Source organism: Dyadobacter subterraneus (assembly GCF_015221875.1).
Taxonomy (GTDB): Bacteria; Bacteroidota; Bacteroidia; order Cytophagales; family Spirosomataceae; genus Dyadobacter; species Dyadobacter subterraneus.
Window position 1 is genome coordinate 464,016 of the sequence record NZ_JACYGY010000002.1, and the last position, 17,379, is coordinate 481,394.

13 protein-coding genes are annotated in these 17,379 nt (G+C 38.3%); 6 read left to right on the forward strand and 7 right to left on the reverse strand.

Features of this window, described 5'->3' with window-relative positions:
- Positions 1–15: 15 nt before the first annotated feature.
- The 3 genes from IEE83_RS27325 to IEE83_RS27335 all read left to right on the forward strand — a co-directional run bounded on the left by IEE83_RS27325 (position 16) and on the right by IEE83_RS27335 (position 5,920).
- Positions 16–1,992, forward strand: coding sequence for a hypothetical protein (locus IEE83_RS27325; RefSeq protein WP_194123937.1), 1,977 nt, complete (start codon positions 16–18; stop codon positions 1,990–1,992).
- Between the two features lie 70 nt (positions 1,993–2,062).
- Positions 2,063–2,620 carry a protein adenylyltransferase Fic gene (fic, locus tag IEE83_RS27330; protein ID WP_194123938.1) on the forward strand — a complete coding sequence of 186 codons (558 nt, stop codon included), beginning with the start codon at positions 2,063–2,065 and terminating at the stop codon, positions 2,618–2,620.
- A 750-nt stretch (positions 2,621–3,370) separates the two neighbouring features.
- The gene (locus IEE83_RS27335) at positions 3,371–5,920 is read left to right on the forward strand and encodes an adenosylcobalamin-dependent ribonucleoside-diphosphate reductase (RefSeq protein WP_194123939.1); all 2,550 of its coding nucleotides are present in this window, start codon (positions 3,371–3,373) and stop codon (positions 5,918–5,920) included.
- Positions 5,921–5,998: 78 nt separating this feature from the next.
- Here the strand turns inward: IEE83_RS27335 and IEE83_RS27340 are convergent, their stop codons facing one another.
- Both IEE83_RS27340 and purB read right to left on the reverse strand, forming a co-directional pair.
- Positions 5,999–6,577, reverse strand: coding sequence for a Uma2 family endonuclease (locus IEE83_RS27340; protein WP_194123940.1), 579 nt, complete (start codon positions 6,575–6,577; stop codon positions 5,999–6,001).
- A 155-nt stretch (positions 6,578–6,732) separates the two neighbouring features.
- The gene (gene purB, locus IEE83_RS27345; protein WP_090340172.1) at positions 6,733–8,088 is read right to left on the reverse strand and encodes an adenylosuccinate lyase; all 1,356 of its coding nucleotides are present in this window, start codon (positions 8,086–8,088) and stop codon (positions 6,733–6,735) included.
- A 159-nt stretch (positions 8,089–8,247) separates the two neighbouring features.
- Between purB and IEE83_RS27350 the strand changes: the two genes are divergently transcribed.
- Positions 8,248–8,988, forward strand: coding sequence for an MIP/aquaporin family protein (locus IEE83_RS27350; protein WP_194123941.1), 741 nt, complete (start codon positions 8,248–8,250; stop codon positions 8,986–8,988).
- A 19-nt stretch (positions 8,989–9,007) separates the two neighbouring features.
- Positions 9,008–9,496 carry a heme-binding domain-containing protein gene (locus IEE83_RS27355; protein WP_194123942.1) on the forward strand — a complete coding sequence of 163 codons (489 nt, stop codon included), beginning with the start codon at positions 9,008–9,010 and terminating at the stop codon, positions 9,494–9,496.
- A gap of 59 nt (positions 9,497–9,555) precedes the next feature.
- Here the strand turns inward: IEE83_RS27355 and IEE83_RS27360 are convergent, their stop codons facing one another.
- The 3 genes from IEE83_RS27360 to IEE83_RS27370 all read right to left on the reverse strand — a co-directional run bounded on the left by IEE83_RS27360 (position 9,556) and on the right by IEE83_RS27370 (position 15,618).
- Positions 9,556–11,739: a chitobiase/beta-hexosaminidase C-terminal domain-containing protein gene (locus IEE83_RS27360; protein ID WP_194123943.1), complete on the reverse strand. Its 2,184-nt coding sequence runs from the start codon at positions 11,737–11,739 to the stop codon at positions 9,556–9,558.
- Positions 11,740–13,197, reverse strand: coding sequence for a DUF1501 domain-containing protein (locus IEE83_RS27365; protein ID WP_194123944.1), 1,458 nt, complete (start codon positions 13,195–13,197; stop codon positions 11,740–11,742).
- Between the two features lie 96 nt (positions 13,198–13,293).
- Positions 13,294–15,618, reverse strand: coding sequence for a PSD1 and planctomycete cytochrome C domain-containing protein (locus tag IEE83_RS27370; RefSeq protein ID WP_194123945.1), 2,325 nt, complete (start codon positions 15,616–15,618; stop codon positions 13,294–13,296).
- Between the two features lie 280 nt (positions 15,619–15,898).
- Between IEE83_RS27370 and IEE83_RS27375 the strand changes: the two genes are divergently transcribed.
- The gene (locus tag IEE83_RS27375) at positions 15,899–16,810 is read left to right on the forward strand and encodes a DUF1338 domain-containing protein (protein WP_194123946.1); all 912 of its coding nucleotides are present in this window, start codon (positions 15,899–15,901) and stop codon (positions 16,808–16,810) included.
- Here IEE83_RS27375 and IEE83_RS27380 read toward each other — a convergent pair whose 3' ends face one another.
- A complete protein-coding gene (locus IEE83_RS27380; RefSeq protein WP_194123947.1) occupies positions 16,811–17,110 on the reverse strand; it encodes a hypothetical protein in 300 nt (99 codons plus the stop codon).
- A gap of 49 nt (positions 17,111–17,159) precedes the next feature.
- On the reverse strand, positions 17,160–17,372 hold the full coding sequence (locus IEE83_RS27385) for a DUF4160 domain-containing protein (RefSeq protein ID WP_228102097.1): 213 nt from the start codon (positions 17,370–17,372) through the stop codon (positions 17,160–17,162).
- Positions 17,373–17,379: the final 7 nt, after the last annotated feature.

A 17,379-nucleotide genomic window follows, 5' to 3' on the forward strand; every position in this document is an offset into this window, starting at 1 on the left:
CAACGGACTAACAATATGCAAATAGACATCAGAGGAAAAATTCACGAAAAGAGACTTGCTTTTAACAATACCTTGCTTCCAGTATATGAAGCAATTGTAAACTCAATTCAAGCAATTGAAGAAGATAGTGCTACCGAAACAGGCATAATTCAAATTGATATTATCCGTTCAGCTCAAAAAGAAATTGATTTTGGTAAAACCGATATTTTACCTGAAATAGTTGACTTTCAGATTAAAGACAATGGAATTGGCTTTAACGAAAAAAACTACGAATCATTCAATTTCGCCCATTCTACTTACAAATTCAGCAAGGGAGGAAAAGGAATTGGACGATTCACATGGCTACGAGCATTCGGTAAAGCTGAAATTGAAAGCCGATACTTCGAAAATGATATTTGGCATTTACGTCAATTTAATTTTGAGCCGACAAAAACAGGTATTGAGAAACACAAACTTGAAGAAGTTAACGGAAAAGCTGAAAGATATACGACTGTAAAGTTAAAAGGGCTAAAAGAAGAGTATAAAAAATGGTGTAATAATAATGCAGAGGATATAGCTTTGAAAATTATTGAACATTGTTTCATTTATTTTTTAAACAAGGGATGCCCAAGAATATTAATAAATGACTTTGGAAAAAAAATTATTGTAAATGACTTATTCAATTTGTTTACCAAAGGACAGGTAAAAACTACACAAATTTCAATAAGAGAAAACATATTTAAATTAAATCTAGTAAAGCTTTATAGTAATAAATTAGATAATAAAATTCACTACTGTGCTAATACACGAGAGGTTCTGGATGACAAAATTTCCATTGATATTCCTGAATTGGATAATTTTCTCGTTGACAGCGAAGGCAAACCATTTTCTATTGCAATTTATGTTGAAGGGGATTTCTTAAATCAAAATGTAAACGACGAAAGAACAGCAATTTCATTTTCAAAAGGAGAAATTGAATTTCCTGATCAAACAACACAGGAAGAATTACGGAATGCTATAACAGAAAAAATATACTCAGAATTCACGGAGCAAATTGAAGAACTTTCATTTACAAGAGTGGCCAAAGTCAAAGAATTTGTAAATCATCATCCAAGGTACAAACAGCTTTTAAAATATAAGTCAAATGAGTTGAAAAGAATACCATCAACTCTGTCGGATGAAAAAATGGAATTGGAACTTTTCAAAATTCAACAATCCCTTGAGCTAGATGTAAAAAAAGAAGCATCAGCAGTTCTAAAATTCATTGACAATGAGGAACATCGAGAGAAATTCAATCAAAATCATCAAGAATTATATCTTAAAATTATTGAAGTAGGGAATTCTAAACTTTCTGAATATGTAATTCATAGAAAATTAGTTTTGGACTTGTTTCAGAAGTTATTAAATGAGAAAGCAACAGAAAAAGCAGTTCATAATTTAATTTTCCCATTGCAGACACTTTCGGACGAAATCGGATTTGAAGATCATAACCTTTGGATGATTGATGATAAATTGTCCTATCATAAATATTTGGCTTCAGACAAGAAATTTAAGAAAATAGATCCTGTAAATTCTTCCTCAAACGAAAGACCTGATATAATCGTATTTAATAGGCCATTTGCATTCTCAAATGATAACAAACCATATGAATCAATAGTTTTAATTGAGTTTAAACGACCAATGAGAGATGATTACTCCGATGATGAAAACCCAATTCAACAAATAAATCGATACGCAAGAGAAATCATTGGGGGAGAGACAAAAGATAAACACGAAAGAGAATTTGATTTTAGAAAAAATACACCAATATACGCATACATAATTTGCGACCTTACAAAAAAGATAAAGGCATACGCAAAAGATAGCGGTTTCAGACCCTTACCAAGTGGAGACGGATTCTTCTTCTTTAATGAAAATTACAACATGTATGTTGAAATAATGAGTTTTGACAAAATCCTCAATGACTCACGAGAAAGAAATAGGGTACTATTTGAAAAATTAAACATAACGTAATAAAGATGTATATCGAGTTTTGTTATAAACGTGAATCTAAACAAACCGACCTTTCAGTTGTAAACTTCAAATGAAAAACATCGACAAAAAAAGCCTTGAAAACGCTTTCCATTTATTCGAATCCGGTGATATCAACAAAATAAAAACCGGCACAACGAAAGGCTTGCAGCAGATACACCAATATCTGTTCGAAGGACTTTATGAATTTGCAGGAAAAATACGTACTCAAAATATTTCGAAAGGCGGATTCAGATTTGCTACCGCCCTGTATTTGAATGAAATTCTGGTAAAAATTGAATCGATGCCTGAAAACACATTTGAAGAAATTATTTCTAAATATGTGGAAATGAATATCGCTCATCCATTTATGGAAGGTAACGGAAGAACAATGCGTATCTGGCTGGATTTGATACTAAAAAACAATTTGAAAAAAGTTGTGAACTGGCAATTTGTGGATAAAACACTTTACCTGCAAGCCATGGAACGCAGTCCTATTAACGATCTGGAATTAAGAACTTTGCTTTTCGCCAATCTGACTGATGAAATTGATAACCGGGAAATTATTTTTAAAGGTATAGAACAATCCTATTATTACGAAGGGTATAGGAAAGAAGATGATGATATTTAACATCGCTACCAGCAGACAGAATACTAACGCAAAATTTCCTGCATTGCAATGGCAGGAAACAAATAATATGCTCATCTTTTCAAGGTGTAAGAAAATTGTAACAAAGAGAACTCGGCCGACAAATTCCTGACAGCTTTTTCTAACAAACATCAATAAAAAAATCAAAACTCTCGACAGTGTTGAGAGAAAGTAACCGGGTTCATTTCATATCGTTGCAAAAGCACGAAACGTCCCTACGGAACGAAGCCAGCTTGATATATTTATCACTATTCCTACCAACCAGTCGTCCCTATGGGGACGTTTTGTCGGTAGAAATCGATTTAAAATTATGAAAAGAACGTTCCATAGGAACGATTTGTGAAGAAATACGACAAAATGAAATAGACTCAACTAACTACGACTTTACAAATAAATCAAAAAGCTAATTTTATTCGCTGCATAGAATTGAATCCCATACCCAACAGGTGTGGGATTTTTATTTTTACACAAATCGCAAACTCAACCTCTTACGACTTCCACTAAATCAGACAGATAGCACCTTTAAAAACCCGACAACAAATTTTTCCTGTAAATAATTACGCTTAATAATTATTTGTAAACATTTGAAAGACATAAAAAACATATTAAACTGATATTTAGTTAATTATAAATATTTTTTGAAAACTTTTTAAATTTTAATGTTTAGAAAACTTAACAAATAATTAACTTTGATAAATCGGCTATACTTCAAAAAGACTAAAAATATATAATATGGAAATAACTAAACCATCTGAAAACAAGACTACTTATACATCAGATGAAGCCTATCAGCAATCGCTGGAATATTTCAAAGGCGACGATCTTGCGGCCCGGGTCTGGGTTAATAAATATGCACTGAAAGATTCTTACGGAGCCATTTTCGAGGCGACACCAAATGATATGCACCGCCGTATCGCCAATGAAATTGCGCGGATTGAGGCTCGTTATCCAAATCCGATGACGGAAGATGAAGTTTTTGATCTGATCAAAGATTTCAAATACATCATTCCACAGGGAAGTCCGATGACCGGAATTGGTAATCCCTATCAGATTGCTTCGCTTTCAAATTGTTTCGTGATTGGAAATAACGGCGATTCAGATTCTTACGGCGGGATCATGAAAATTGATCAGGAGCAGGTTCAGTTGATGAAAAGACGCGGAGGCGTTGGCCATGATTTATCACACATCCGTCCAAAAGGTTCTCCTGTTAAAAATTCTGCCTTAACCTCAACCGGCATTGTTCCGTTTATGGAGCGTTTTTCAAATTCTACGCGTGAAGTGGCGCAGGATGGAAGGAGAGGCGCTTTGATGCTTTCGGTTGCTATAAAACATCCGGATTCCGGCGATTTTATCAATGCAAAACTCGAACAGGGAAAAGTAACCGGCGCCAATGTTTCGGTTCGTATTGATGATGCTTTTATGCGCGCCGTTGAAGCGCAGCAACCTTATACACAACAATATCCGATCGACAGCAAAAATCCGGTTTATACCAAAGAAATCGATCCAACTGCACTTTGGAAAAAGATCGTTCATAACGCGTGGCAATCGGCTGAACCTGGGATTTTGTTCTGGGATACCATTATCAGAGAATCTTTGCCGGATTGTTACGCCGATTTGGGATACAAAACGGTTTCGACAAATCCTTGCGGAGAAATTCCGTTATGTCCGTATGACTCCTGTCGTTTGCTGGCAATAAATTTATTTTCTTACGTTGAAAATCCTTTTACCAAAAAGGCCGCTTTCAACTGGGAGCTTTTCAAAAGACACATCAATGCTGCCCAGCGCATGATGGATGATATCATCGATCTTGAACTGGAAAAAATTGATGCTATTCTTGAAAAAATAAACGAAGATCCGGAAGACGAAGAAATCAAACGCACCGAAAGAAATCTTTGGCTGAATATCCAGACCAAAGCAAGAGAAGGCAGAAGAACCGGTATTGGCATTACAGCCGAAGGGGATATGCTGGCGGCGCTTGGCTTGCGTTACGGAAGCGACGAAGGTTCTGAATTTTCGGTTGAAATCCATAAAACGATTGCGCTTGAAGCTTACCGCGCATCGGTTAACACGGCAAAAGAACGTGGTGCTTTCACGATTTTTGACGCAGACAGAGAGAAAAATAATCCGTTCATGCTGCGTTTGAAAGAAGCGGACGGACAGCTTTACTACGAAATGCTGGAACATGGCCGCAGAAATATTGCACTTCTGACAATCGCTCCAACCGGAACAACCAGTTTGATGTCACAGACAAGTTCTGGTATCGAGCCGGTATTTATGCCGGTTTATAAAAGAAGAAGAAAAGTGAATCCGAACGACCAGGATGCACGCGTAGATTTTGTGGATGAGGTTGGTGATTCATGGGAAGAATATGTCGTTTTCCACCACCGTTTCAAACAATGGATGGAAGTGAATGGTCATGATCTGACAAAAAATTATGCTCAAAAGGAATTGGATGATCTGGTAAAACAGTCGCCATACTACAAAGCAACTTCCAACGATGTAGATTACCTGAAAAAGGTAAAAATGCAGGGTGCGATCCAGAAATGGGTGGATCACTCGATCAGTGTTACGATCAATATGCCGAATGATGTGACGGAAGAATTGGTTGGAGAATGTTACCTGGAAGCATGGAAAGCAGGATGTAAGGGTGTTACCGTTTACAGAGACGGTTCACGTTCAGGTGTTTTGATTTCGAATGAAGAAAAGAAGGAAGAGGAAAAAATCAGCAACACGCCGTTCCCGACAATCAGACCTCAGACTTTGGAAGCTGAAATCGTTCGTTTCCAGAATAAAAAAGATAAATGGATCGCCTTTATCGGTTTGATTGATGACAGACCGTATGAAATTTTCACCGGTTTCGCGGATGATGAAGATGGAATCCTGATCCCAAGATGGGTAAACGAAGGTTTAATTATTAAAAACCGTGAAGCAGACGGAAGTTCACGTTACGATTTCCAGTACAAAAATACACGTGGTTACAAAACGACAATTGAAGGATTATCGCATAAATTCAATCCTGAATACTGGAACTACGCGAAATTGCTTTCCAGTACATTACGCCACGGAATGCCGATTGAAAAAGTAGTAGATCTGATCAGCAGTTTACAACTGGATGAATCTATTAATACCTGGAAAAATGGTGTGGCACGTGCACTGAAACGTTATGTTCCGGATGGAACGGAAGTTAAAAAGCAAAAATGCCAGAATTGTAATTCTACGAATTTACTTTATCAGGAAGGCTGTCTGACTTGCAAGGATTGCGGTTCTTCGAAGTGTGGTTGATCTTTTAATAAATTATTGTACGCTGTAAAATCAAACAAGTCAACCTTTTGAAGGTTGACTTGTTTTGTTATGTACCTATTAAAAAATGTCGCTCAATTTTACTTCCAAGCCTGGTAAAATTTCTTCTCCGGAGAGCTTTTCATCAAATGGAACAACTTCATAGTCGACCTCTCTTTTAGCACGATATATATATGTTTGCTTTTTTCTGGGCTCAATTAACCAACCTAAAAGAACTCCATTGTCAATCCATTTGACCATTTTATCCTTCAAATCAGATAATTCATCCGATTCCGACATAAGCTCAATCACAAATTCCGGACAAACATGTGCAAATTTTTTCAGATCAGATAAAGGCACAGAGGAAATTTGTTCATTGGATATCCACGCAACATCCGGCGCACGCATGGAAGAATCCGGCAAAGTATACCCTCCATTGGAATCAGATACCCTTCCTAAACGAGTTTTTCTATTCCAAATGTTTATTTCAGTTAGCAAATCACTATTTCTAAAACTAGTTTCAATTCCAGTGGGTGGCATAATGATAATTTGACCTTTTTCATTTCGCTCAATCCGCAATTCAGGATTAGCCCGACAAAAAGTGTAAAGCTCTTCGTCCGAAAATACATCGATCTGAGGAATGTTAATTGCTAATCGCATATTGACCTTTTTTATAAAAATAACGAAAAGATGTTACAAACATACAGTTGTTTCATTTCAATAAACCAGTCAGCAAAAGATACAGCCTATAAAAAGAAAGAAGTCAAGTTTCAAAACTTGACTTCTTAAATTCTTACCAAAATGAAAAATTTCAATTACTTCGTCTCCTCAACAACACCCAAATAATTAAACGGCGTAATTTGTCTCAACTCTTCACGAATACTTTCAGCAACATCCAATGTTTCGATGAAGTGAGAAATCGATTCGTGTGTAATTTTTGCATTCGTACGCGTCAGCGATTTCAAAGCTTCGTATGGTTTTGGATATGCCTCGCGACGAAGAATTGTCTGAATGGCTTCCGACACAACTGCCCAGTTTTCTTCCAGTTCTGCTTTCAGCATATCTTCATTAAGCTCCAATTTACCTAATCCTTTGATCAAAGAATTAAGCGCGATCGCCTGATGTGCCAACGGAACACCAATGTTACGAAGTACTGTTGAATCCGTTAAATCTCTTTGCAAACGTGAAATTGGCAACTTCTGAGCGAAGTGCTCAAACAAAGCAGAAGCCAATCCAAGGTTTCCTTCCGAGTTTTCAAAATCGATCGGATTTACTTTATGTGGCATCGCTGATGAACCTACCTCACCTGCTTTAATTTTTTGTTTGAAATAACCCATGGAAATGTAAGTCCACATATCCCGGTTAAGGTCTGTCAGGATTGTGTTAACTCTTTTCAGGTTATCAAAAATCGCTGCCAGATTATCGTAATGCTCAATTTGCGTTGTATGACGACTACGTTTTAAACCCAATCCATCTACAAAATGATTACCAAAAGCCATCCAATCCTGTTTTGGATAAGCTACGTGATGTGCATTGAAATTACCTGTTGCACCACCAAACTTGGCTGAATGAGGTATTTTATCCAACATTTCAAGCTGACGTTCCAAACGCTCAACAAACACAAGAAATTCTTTGCCAACACGTGTCGGAGAAGCTGGTTGTCCATGCGTGAAAGCCAGCATTGGAATATTTTTCCACTCAATCGACATTCTCTTAAGCACAAAAAGAACCTGGCGGAACAACGGTTTGATCGTTCTTTCCAGCGCATCTTTAAGCGAAAGAGGAATAGCAGTATTGTTAATATCCTGAGAAGTAAGACCAAAATGGATAAACTCCGAGTATGCCTCAATGCCCAGTTTTTCGAATTCTTCTTTGATAAAATATTCAACCGCCTTTACATCATGGTTGGTTTCTTTTTCAATATCCTTGATGTGAAGGGCGTCTTCTTCATTAAAATCCTCGTAAATCTTACGTAAAGAAGAATAAAGTTTCTTGTCAAATTCTGACAGCTGGGGAAGCGGGATTTCACAAAGTGCTATGAAATATTCTACCTCAACATATACTCTATAATAAATAAGGGCGTATTCAGAAAAATAGGAAGAAAGCTCAGATACTTGCTTATAATAGCGACCGTCGACCGGCGAGATAGCCGTAAGTTGATTTAATGACATGATTTACAATGCAAAGAGATAAATTTTATTACAAAGTTAGAAGAAATCACGAGCACCAAATGGTATAATGCCCATGAAATATTCTTTTTGGTATTTGTCTAGGTTATTTTGATACTATTTACATATTTGCTTAACAATCTCTATCTACATTCCACCTTTATGCAGCAAACCCCTTTTATCGGAGAATTAATTGGTACCATGACCGTCATCTTGCTTGGAAATGGCGTTGTAGCCAATGTCGTTTTGAAGCAAACCAAAGGAGAAAATAGTGGCTGGATTGTAATTACCGCAGGCTGGGCTTTTGCCGTAATTTTCGGTGTATTTGTGGCCAATGCTTTTGGCAGTCCGGGAGCACATTTAAATCCTGCTGTAACCATAGCATTTGCCGTTTTAAAAAGTGATTATAGTAATGTTTTTAGTTTTATAACTGCGCAATTGATCGGTGCTTTTTTAGGTGCTGTAATTGTTTGGCTTCAATATTTACCCCACTGGAAAGCAACCGAAGATCCGGGCAGCAAATTAGCTTGCTTCTCTACCGGTCCCGCAATAAAATCACCAGGAGCTAATTTTTTGAGTGAATTTATTGCCACGATCGTTTTGATTATTGGTATTGCCGCCATTGGGTTTTCAGGAACTTCGGACGCACAAAGAGGTCCGATTCCATCCGGAATAGCGCCCTATCTTGTCGGTATGCTGGTTTGGAGTATTGGATTATCCTTAGGTGGAACAACGGGATATGCAATTAATCCGGTAAGAGATCTGGGACCCAGAATTGCGCACGCCATTTTGCCCATACACAAGAAAGGATCCTCTGAATGGGAGTATGCCTGGGTGCCAATTGCGGGGCCAGTTTTAGGCGCTATTGTGGCCGCCTTTATATTACGTACCTTTTCATTTTAACAGATAACTCTTATTCACTATGGCAAAAAAAATATTGATCGGTCTTTTGGTCATTTTTATTTTGATGCAATTTATCAGACCGACTCGTAATGAATCCACAGCGATGTCGCCCAACGACATAGAAAAACATTACGAAACTCCCGAAAACGTAAAGTTGATATTAAGTAAAGCTTGTCGCGATTGCCATTCAAACAACACCGTTTACCCATGGTACGCGCAATTTCAACCAGGTGCATGGTTTATGAACGACCATATTGTGGATGGAAAAAGACATTTTAATTTATCCGAATTTGCAGCTTATGAACCTAAAAAAGCAGATCATAAACTGGATGAATTCTCAGAAGAAATTGAAGAACATGGTATGCCGCTTGAATCTTATCTTTGGCTTCATTCAGATGCAAAACTGACCGATACTGAAATTAAGGAAGTGACGGATTGGGCAAAAGGGATCCGCAAAGAAATTCAGGCGAAAAATCCGCAGGCTTTTTTGAAGAAAGATAAAGAGTAATAAAAACAATGTAATTCCTGTAACATTCTATCTTTCAGAAAAGTAAATGTTACAGGATTTTAATTTACAAAAACCTCATCCATAAAAATCCAGGCTTTCTGACCTTTTCCCGGATGCCATTCCGGCAGCTTCGCCAGAGGTTTTGCAACAACTTTCAAACAGCTGATATCTTGTGAAGGAAAGTCGAAATCAAACACCAGATTTTCGGAATTCGAAGTGGCTTTATCTGGCATTTTTGGTGTTAGCACTTTAAGCAATTTCATTTGTTTTTCATTGATGCCTCCCCAAACTTCGATCCGGGTTGGCGGGAAAATAAAACCGCCAACATTCCGAAGCATACTAATCGTAACACTTTGTGCTTTAACCGGTTTGTTGAAATATAAATAAGCCTGCAAATCCTGATCCCGATATCCCAGCCATTTTCCGCTGGTCGTAGAATTATCACTTTTGACTCGGTCATTCAAAGTTTTGTTACCCTGAGCAGGAAATTTCAAATCTGCTTTGGTTAGCAACCTGACACTGTCCGGATGAAAAGTAGATTTAAAGAAAAACTTTTCTACCGGCTTACTTCCATACCAACCTTTTTTGAAAGCTTTTGCAATGAGTTTTGTATTTTTATCAACTGGAAAAGGTTTATTATAAATTGTGGAAGTTGTACTATCAGGTTCTGTTCCATCAAGTGAATAGCGAATAACAGTTCCCGGAATCTGATGTTTCAATCGAATCGTTGTATTTCCGGAAAGGATGGCATCTTCGTTTTCAATAATCGGAGGATTCAAATTCAGCACAACAGTATCGCCTGCAAAACCTGTTTCATAACTTATTTTAGAAGATTTTTTCAACGTAAGCATTTCCTCGCGCGACAGATCCGTATTCCAGACATAGACATTTTTTAAAACAGGAATCTGTGACAATGCCTGGATCTGCGGCAGTTTTACTTTGGTACCACTTAGTGATAAATTTTTAAGTTTTATCAATTTTTTCAATTCCGGTAATGTGGATCCGGTTATATCTGTAAAATTTAAAATCAGTTTTCTCAATTCTGTGAATTGGGAAATTGTTTTCAAATCTTCATCTTTAACCGGCATTTTACTCAGATCCATTTCAATAATCTGCTCCTTCAAAGGCGCTAATGCAGCGATGTCCTCACTTTTGAAATTAGCACGATTGTAAAAATTCACAGCCAGGGCCGGAGATTCTGCTGCAACAGATTTTATCAAGCGATATGTTGAATTCAGTTCCTTAATTTTATCAGGACTTGCGGCACTGAAATCATACCTTTCTTCCGTCTCAGAACCTGCCAAAACATTTTGAGCATAACTATAAATCGGGTTTTGCGGACTGACTGATTTCACCATTTCATCAAACCGTGAACCGCCTTTTATCCAAGCTTCCAGCAACGCAATTTCATCATCCGTAAGCGGTGCTTTTCCTCTTGGCGGCATATGTTTTTTGTCATCCAAAGGCAAATGAACGCGTGTTAGTAAAATTCCCAAATCTGCTTTGGTAGTGTCCCAGGGAACTCCTTCTTTCCCGCCTCTGGCAAACAATTCTTTCGTTTGCATTTGCAGATTCCCTTTGGACTTTTGTTCGTTATGACATGAAATACATTTCTGCTCCAAAATCGGCTCAACCAGATCTGTATAAACATTTGCTTCTTCAAACGTTACTTTGTCGTTTTCAACAACGGCAAGCTGCATGGGCGCTGTCAGGAAATCTTCTCCATGTGTTATATTTCCACCTAAATGTCCTCCGATTAACAGCATGACGAGTAGTGAAACAGAAATAATTTTTGCAGGAATTTTCCAGGGAGGCAAATATTTTTGGAAACTATACCAAATAATACTGACGATAGAAATTACTATTCCCAGCCATTTATGCCAGAAAATCGCCTCTTTTTCATACCCACCTTCCTGGGACAATACAAAACCGGAGAAAGCAGCAATAGCGGCCGTAATTATGCCGATTAACAAAAGTGTATCAGCTAAATCTTCATTCCATTTACTGGATTCTTTCTTTTCAACAATAAGAATCCAGAAGGAATATAACATCAAAACAACCAATGGAAAATGCAAAACCAAGGGGTGCATACGTCCCAGAGCTTGCATCCATATGGGTACTACAAACCGGTTTTCAAATAGTAAAAGAAAAATTAAAAGGCCGTTCAGGAAGAAGGCAAAATTATATATCCATCCCTTCCAACTTGAAAAAGAACGGCCGTCTGGTCGTGATGCTGACTCCATTTAAGCAATAATTCCTTTTACTAACTTGCCGGCAACGTCGGTTAGCCTGTAACGGCGCCCCTGATGTTTATAAACTAATTTTTCGTGATCCAGACCTAATTGATTTAAAATCGTGGCGTGAAAATCATGCACGTGCACCGGATCTTTTACAATATTATATCCAAATTCATCTGTCTCTCCATAGACAATTCCTGGCTTTACACCGCCGCCAGCCATCCAGACAGTAAATGCTCTTGGATGATGATCACGACCATAATTATCTTTTGTCAAGGTACCCTGACAATAATTTGTCCGGCCGAATTCTCCACCCCAGATTACCAGTGTTTCATCCAGTAATCCACGCTGTTTCAAATCGGTAATCAACGCTGCCGAAGCCTGATCGACATCCATACATTGTCCTTTAATTTCGTTCGGCAGTCCACCGTGACTATCCCAACCCTGATGATAAAGCTGGATAAAACGAACGCCTTGCTCAGACAGTTTTCTTGCTAAAAGACAATTTGCTGCATATGTTCCGGGCACCAGACATTCCGGTCCATACATTTTCACAATTGATTCCGGCTCCTTGGTCATATCGGTGATTTCAGGAACGGCAGTCTGCATGCGATAAGCCATTTCATACTGCTGAATTTTTGCCGTCACTTCCGGATCAGCAAATTCATCAAAAGTATTTTGGTTCAACTGAGAAAGCTTATCCAGCATTTTTCGTCTTTCTTCCCGGTTCATTCCATCCGGATCATTCAGATAAAGTACCGGATTTTCACCGCTGCTGAATTGTACACCCTGATGCACAGAATCCAGAAATCCATTTGTCCACAATTTGGAATAAACACCTTGTCCATTGCCTTTTCCCCGTGATAAAAGCACGCAGAAACCAGGCAAATTCTGGTTTTCACTTCCCAAACCGTAACTCAGCCAGGAACCCATACTTGGACGGTTTCCTACCTGTGCGCCTGTTTGGAAAAAAGTTAAAGCAGGATCGTGGTTAATGGCTTCCGTATTAAGTGATTTTATGATACAAAGGTCATCAACGATTTTGGACATATGAGGCAATAATTCGCTCATCCATGCACCCGATTTTCCATATTGGGCAAAATTAAAAACAGAACCTGCAAGTGGGAATTTGGCCTGATTGGCAGTCATACCCGTTAACCTTTGACCGGCCCGAATTGATTCGGGCAGATCCTGTCCATGCATTTTATTCAGCATCGGTTTGTAATCAAACAAATCCAGCTGAGATGGTGCACCGTTTTGAAAAAGATAAATTACCCGTTTCGCTTTGGGCGCAAAATGAGGCAATCCGGCCATTAAGTCATTTACATCACTTTCGCCTCCACCTTTAAACATATCAGGTATCAGCAAGGAACCCAGGGCTGCGCTTCCCAAACCCAGACTTAGTTTGGATAAAAAATGCCGGCGGTTCGTATTTAAACCAAAATCAAAAATCGATTTTTCCATGTTCAAGTTTCTTTTCTAACCGCAATAGACGCTATGGGATTCGCAATGGACGCAAGGATTACTTTTCATTGCGTCCATTGCGCTTAATTTTAAGTCTTAGGATTTAGTTATCGTCTCTTCCATGTTGTACAATGTATTAATCACACGCATTAAGGCAGCCGCTTCATTCTCGTTCACCTTTATTTCATGCAGATGTTCACCAACATTCAAAATTTTATGAGCCTGGTTTTTATTTTTTCCAATCACAGAAAATTCATCTTTGTAATATTCAGTCAATAATTTGACTTCTTTATCTGATGGTTTTCTACAAACAATTCTTTGAAATGACTCCGTAATTTTCTGCTCAGGAGATAAAGATTTAAGCGCCATTTTTTCCGCCAAAACCCTCGATGCTTCCAAAACAGCCGGATCATTCAGCATTACCAAAGCCTGTAAAGGCGTATTCGTTTTTGATCTTTTTACTTCACAATGATCCCTGTTACTTGCATCAAAAATGATCATGGACGGCGGTGGAACGGTGAGTTTGATAAATGTGTACATACCCCTTCGATAAAGCGCATCATTATGATCCTGATTATATCTTGCCAGCTGCCCACGACCGGAAGTTGCAGATTCCCATAAACCCTTTGGTTGATAAGGCTTTACACTTGGACCACCGATTTTAGAATTTAATAAACCGCTGCTTGATAAAACCATATCCCGAACAGATTCTGCCGGCAAGCGGTAACGAGGACCGCGAGATAGATAAATATTATCAGGATCCAGCTTCTCTTTTTCTTTTGTAAGCTTGGCAGATTGTTTGTATGTACTCGATGTAACGATTTCTTTTACCAGCCTTTTTATATCCCAACCGTGATTCATAAAGTCTACGGCCATCCAATCAAGCAGGGCAGGATGCGTTGGCAATTCTCCCTGCATACCGAAATCTCCGGTGCTTTTTACAATACCTCTTCCGAAAAATTCCTGCCATATCTGATTTACGAAAACCCGTGCTGTTAACGGATTTTGTTTACTCGTTGTCCAGCTTGCCAATCCCAATCTGTTTTGAGGAATTTTTGTTGTGTCAAATTTCATGACGGAAGGAAGTCCGGAAGCCGTGACAACTTTTCCAGGCGCGTCATAAACACCACGATTCAAGATATGCGTCGCCCGTAAAGTATCTCGTTCTCCCATGACCGAAACCATCAATCTACTCGTATCCGGACGGTTAATAAAGGTCAAAATCTTTTTCGCCTCATCATCCGTAATACTCATAATCGGATTTTTGGCTGGCTTTGATTGAGAGACGTCTCCTTCATAACCCACTTCTTTTGTATTATTAAAAAAGGCAAAAAGCCGGTAATAATCTTCCTGTGAAATTGGATCGTATTTGTGATCATGACACTGGGCGCATTCTACGGAAAGACCAAGAATTCCCATCCCGTAGGTTTTCGTTTTGTCAATATTATATTCAATCCGGTATTCTTCCGGAATCACACCACCTTCCTCAGTGTATTTATGATTTCTGAAAAAAGCAGTGGCCAGGATTTGTTCCTTGCTCGCATTCGGAAGCATATCACCTGCAATTTGCCAGGTCAGGAATTTATCATAGGAAAGATTTTTATTGAAGGCATTGATCACCCAATCGCGCCATGGCCATTGGGTCCGGATTTCGTCATCCTGATATCCGTAAGAATCAGCATATCGGGCGACATCCAGCCAGTGCAGCGCCATTTTCTCACCATAGGTTTTTTGGTTCAGAAGTTCGTCAACTACTTTTTCGTATGCATTCGCACTGTTATCTGCGGCAAATTTATTTTGAAGTTCTATCGAAGGCGGTAATCCTGTTAAGTCTAGTGCAACTCTTTTCAGCAAATGACTTTTATCCGCTTCTTCATTGGGCGTTATCCCAAGACTTTCCATTTTAGCAAGTGCAAAATAATCGATCTCGTTTTTTGGCCAGTCTTTTTTATCAACTTCTGGTATTTTTGGTAAAACCGGCGCAGTGAAAGCCCAGTGTTTTTCGTATTTTGCACCTTGCTCAATCCATTTTTTCACCAAACCGATTTCCGATTCATTTAGTAATCCTAAATGAGATTCAGGAGTGGGCATCTGGATTTCCGGATCGAGAGACGTTATTCTTTTGTACAATTCTGACTGTTCAGGTTTCCCCGGAAAAATTGCAACGGCTCCTTTTCCATCCTTCAATTTGGCATAAGCACTTTCTGCCATATCAAGGCGCAAACCTGCTTCCCGCTTATTCGCATCCGGACCGTGGCATGCAAAACATTTGTCGGATAAAATCGGCCGGATATTGAAATTATAGCTGACAACTTCTTCGGAAGATCTTTTTGTGGCACTTCCATTTTTTTGAAAACAGGAAATAATCCCAACAATTGTGGTTAGAAAGATTCCGGCCAGCAAGAAGAGTCGCTTCTTCATGTATTTTAGATTATTGAAACAAAATTCGCTCTGATGTATTACTTAAATAAAATAATTAGCGTTATGATTATACTCTAAATATTTTAAATTATTTTAATAAAACGATATAAAACACTGATTATGTATGAACATAGGTACAAATTTAAGTATCTCAACTTTCGTTTTACCATAATTTCAGAAAAGTTTAATCATACAATATAATCACTTACGAAGTGTGAATATCTCAAAATAATGACTAGTATTTTCAACATATTACAGTTTAAATTCAACCAATACCCATATGACATTTTCAAATCAGAAAACAAATACGTTGGATACAGTTTTAGGTGGACTTATGCTCCGTTACAAAGACCGCGTTCCTGATGTCAAAATAATCCTGAACGCGATGGTTTCGGAAGGAATTATTGATCGGGAAACAGATATCGAAAATGATCATATTGCTTTCAGAACCATGGGTGTTCCGCAGCTTGGCGTTCAATCCTTTGAAAAGATTTTCCTTCATTACGGTTATGAAAAAAAGGATCATTATTTTTTTGAAGGCAAAAAACTGGACGCCTGGTGGTATAGTCCGCCGCGGGAAACAGACCCACGGATTTTTGTAAGTGAACTTCGGGTGGGAGATCTTTCAGAAGAAAGCCAGCGCATTATTAAAAGTTATACGGATGAAGTTGTCAGCGATCCGGTGGATAATCTTGACTTAAATAATGGTGAAGCTGTGGATGATTTTTTGCACACACCTCTCTGGCGCACGCCTTCTTTGAGTGATTATCTGACATTATTAAAAGAAAGCGAATACGCAGCCTGGGTGATCTACAACCGCTATTATCTCAATCATTTTACCATCAGCGTCCACAATTTACCCGAAGGTTACAACACCGTTGCTGATTTCAATCTTTTTCTTGAAAAACATGGAATTGTGCTGAATACATCAGGAGGAAAAATCAAGACCAGCCCGGATGGCGGTTTGATACAAAGTGCAACGGTAGCACAAATGATCGAAGCAGAATTTGCAGATGGTGAAACTTACAAAATTTCTGGTTCTTATGTTGAGTTTGCGGAAAGAAGGATTTTGCCTGAATTTGCAAATCTCTCATCTGATCAAATTTCAAGAAAAAACCGGCGAGATGGATTTGAAGCAGCAAATGCGGATAAGATTTTTGAGAGTACTTATACGACGCAAACTGGGAAGTAATTAATTTGTTAAAACAGACTCATCAAATAAAACATCAGGACAAAAATCCAATGGTGCAGAAATTAACTTGCCATCTGTATCTAACATCTCGGCTATATTTTCCCAATAAATCGTGCGTCCGTCCGTCTTGGCTTTTTGGAAAGTGGATTCGTTCAGAATTTTAAAATAGGTACTATCCTTCTTCTCAAAATATTCCGATAGAAATTTTGAGAAATCAGTTAACCTGATTTGATCATCACTCCACAAAGCTTTTATTGAGAAATTTTCAATCGATATAATTTTTCGGACTCTTGGATTCATTACTGTAAAGGCTTTATTTTTCTCAGTTGCCCACTATCTTTCTGGGATTCTAAATAATTTTCAAACAGATCTTCTCTATATAATTCAACCCAGGCCTGAATAAGTCTGGTTTGTTTCTAGGAAGATCTCCCACAATTATATTTCCTGTTTCAATAGAAAACTGTGCTTCCTGGCCATTATACTCCGCATGAAAATGTGGCGGCAAGTGGTCCTTGAAATACATATAAATAATAACTCCAAAAAAACGGGATATTTCAGGCATTGGTTCC

What these genes read in the sequence shown, in the direction of transcription:
- IEE83_RS27325 (WP_194123937.1), top strand. Translation starts at nt 16, where the DNA reads ATGCAAATAGACATCAGAGGAAAAATTCACGAAAAGAGACTTGCTTTT.
- fic (WP_194123938.1), top strand. Translation starts at nt 2,063, where the DNA reads ATGAAAAACATCGACAAAAAAAGCCTTGAAAACGCTTTCCATTTATTC.
- IEE83_RS27335 (WP_194123939.1), top strand. Translation starts at nt 3,371, where the DNA reads ATGGAAATAACTAAACCATCTGAAAACAAGACTACTTATACATCAGAT.
- IEE83_RS27340 (WP_194123940.1), bottom strand. Translation starts at nt 6,577, where the DNA reads ATGCGATTAGCAATTAACATTCCTCAGATCGATGTATTTTCGGACGAA.
- purB (WP_090340172.1), bottom strand. Translation starts at nt 8,088, where the DNA reads ATGTCATTAAATCAACTTACGGCTATCTCGCCGGTCGACGGTCGCTAT.
- IEE83_RS27350 (WP_194123941.1), top strand. Translation starts at nt 8,248, where the DNA reads ATGCAGCAAACCCCTTTTATCGGAGAATTAATTGGTACCATGACCGTC.
- IEE83_RS27355 (WP_194123942.1), top strand. Translation starts at nt 9,008, where the DNA reads ATGGCAAAAAAAATATTGATCGGTCTTTTGGTCATTTTTATTTTGATG.
- IEE83_RS27360 (WP_194123943.1), bottom strand. Translation starts at nt 11,739, where the DNA reads ATGGAGTCAGCATCACGACCAGACGGCCGTTCTTTTTCAAGTTGGAAG.
- IEE83_RS27365 (WP_194123944.1), bottom strand. Translation starts at nt 13,197, where the DNA reads ATGGAAAAATCGATTTTTGATTTTGGTTTAAATACGAACCGCCGGCAT.
- IEE83_RS27370 (WP_194123945.1), bottom strand. Translation starts at nt 15,618, where the DNA reads ATGAAGAAGCGACTCTTCTTGCTGGCCGGAATCTTTCTAACCACAATT.
- IEE83_RS27375 (WP_194123946.1), top strand. Translation starts at nt 15,899, where the DNA reads ATGACATTTTCAAATCAGAAAACAAATACGTTGGATACAGTTTTAGGT.
- IEE83_RS27380 (WP_194123947.1), bottom strand. Translation starts at nt 17,110, where the DNA reads ATGAATCCAAGAGTCCGAAAAATTATATCGATTGAAAATTTCTCAATA.
- IEE83_RS27385 (WP_228102097.1), bottom strand. Translation starts at nt 17,372, where the DNA reads ATGCCTGAAATATCCCGTTTTTTTGGAGTTATTATTTATATGTATTTC.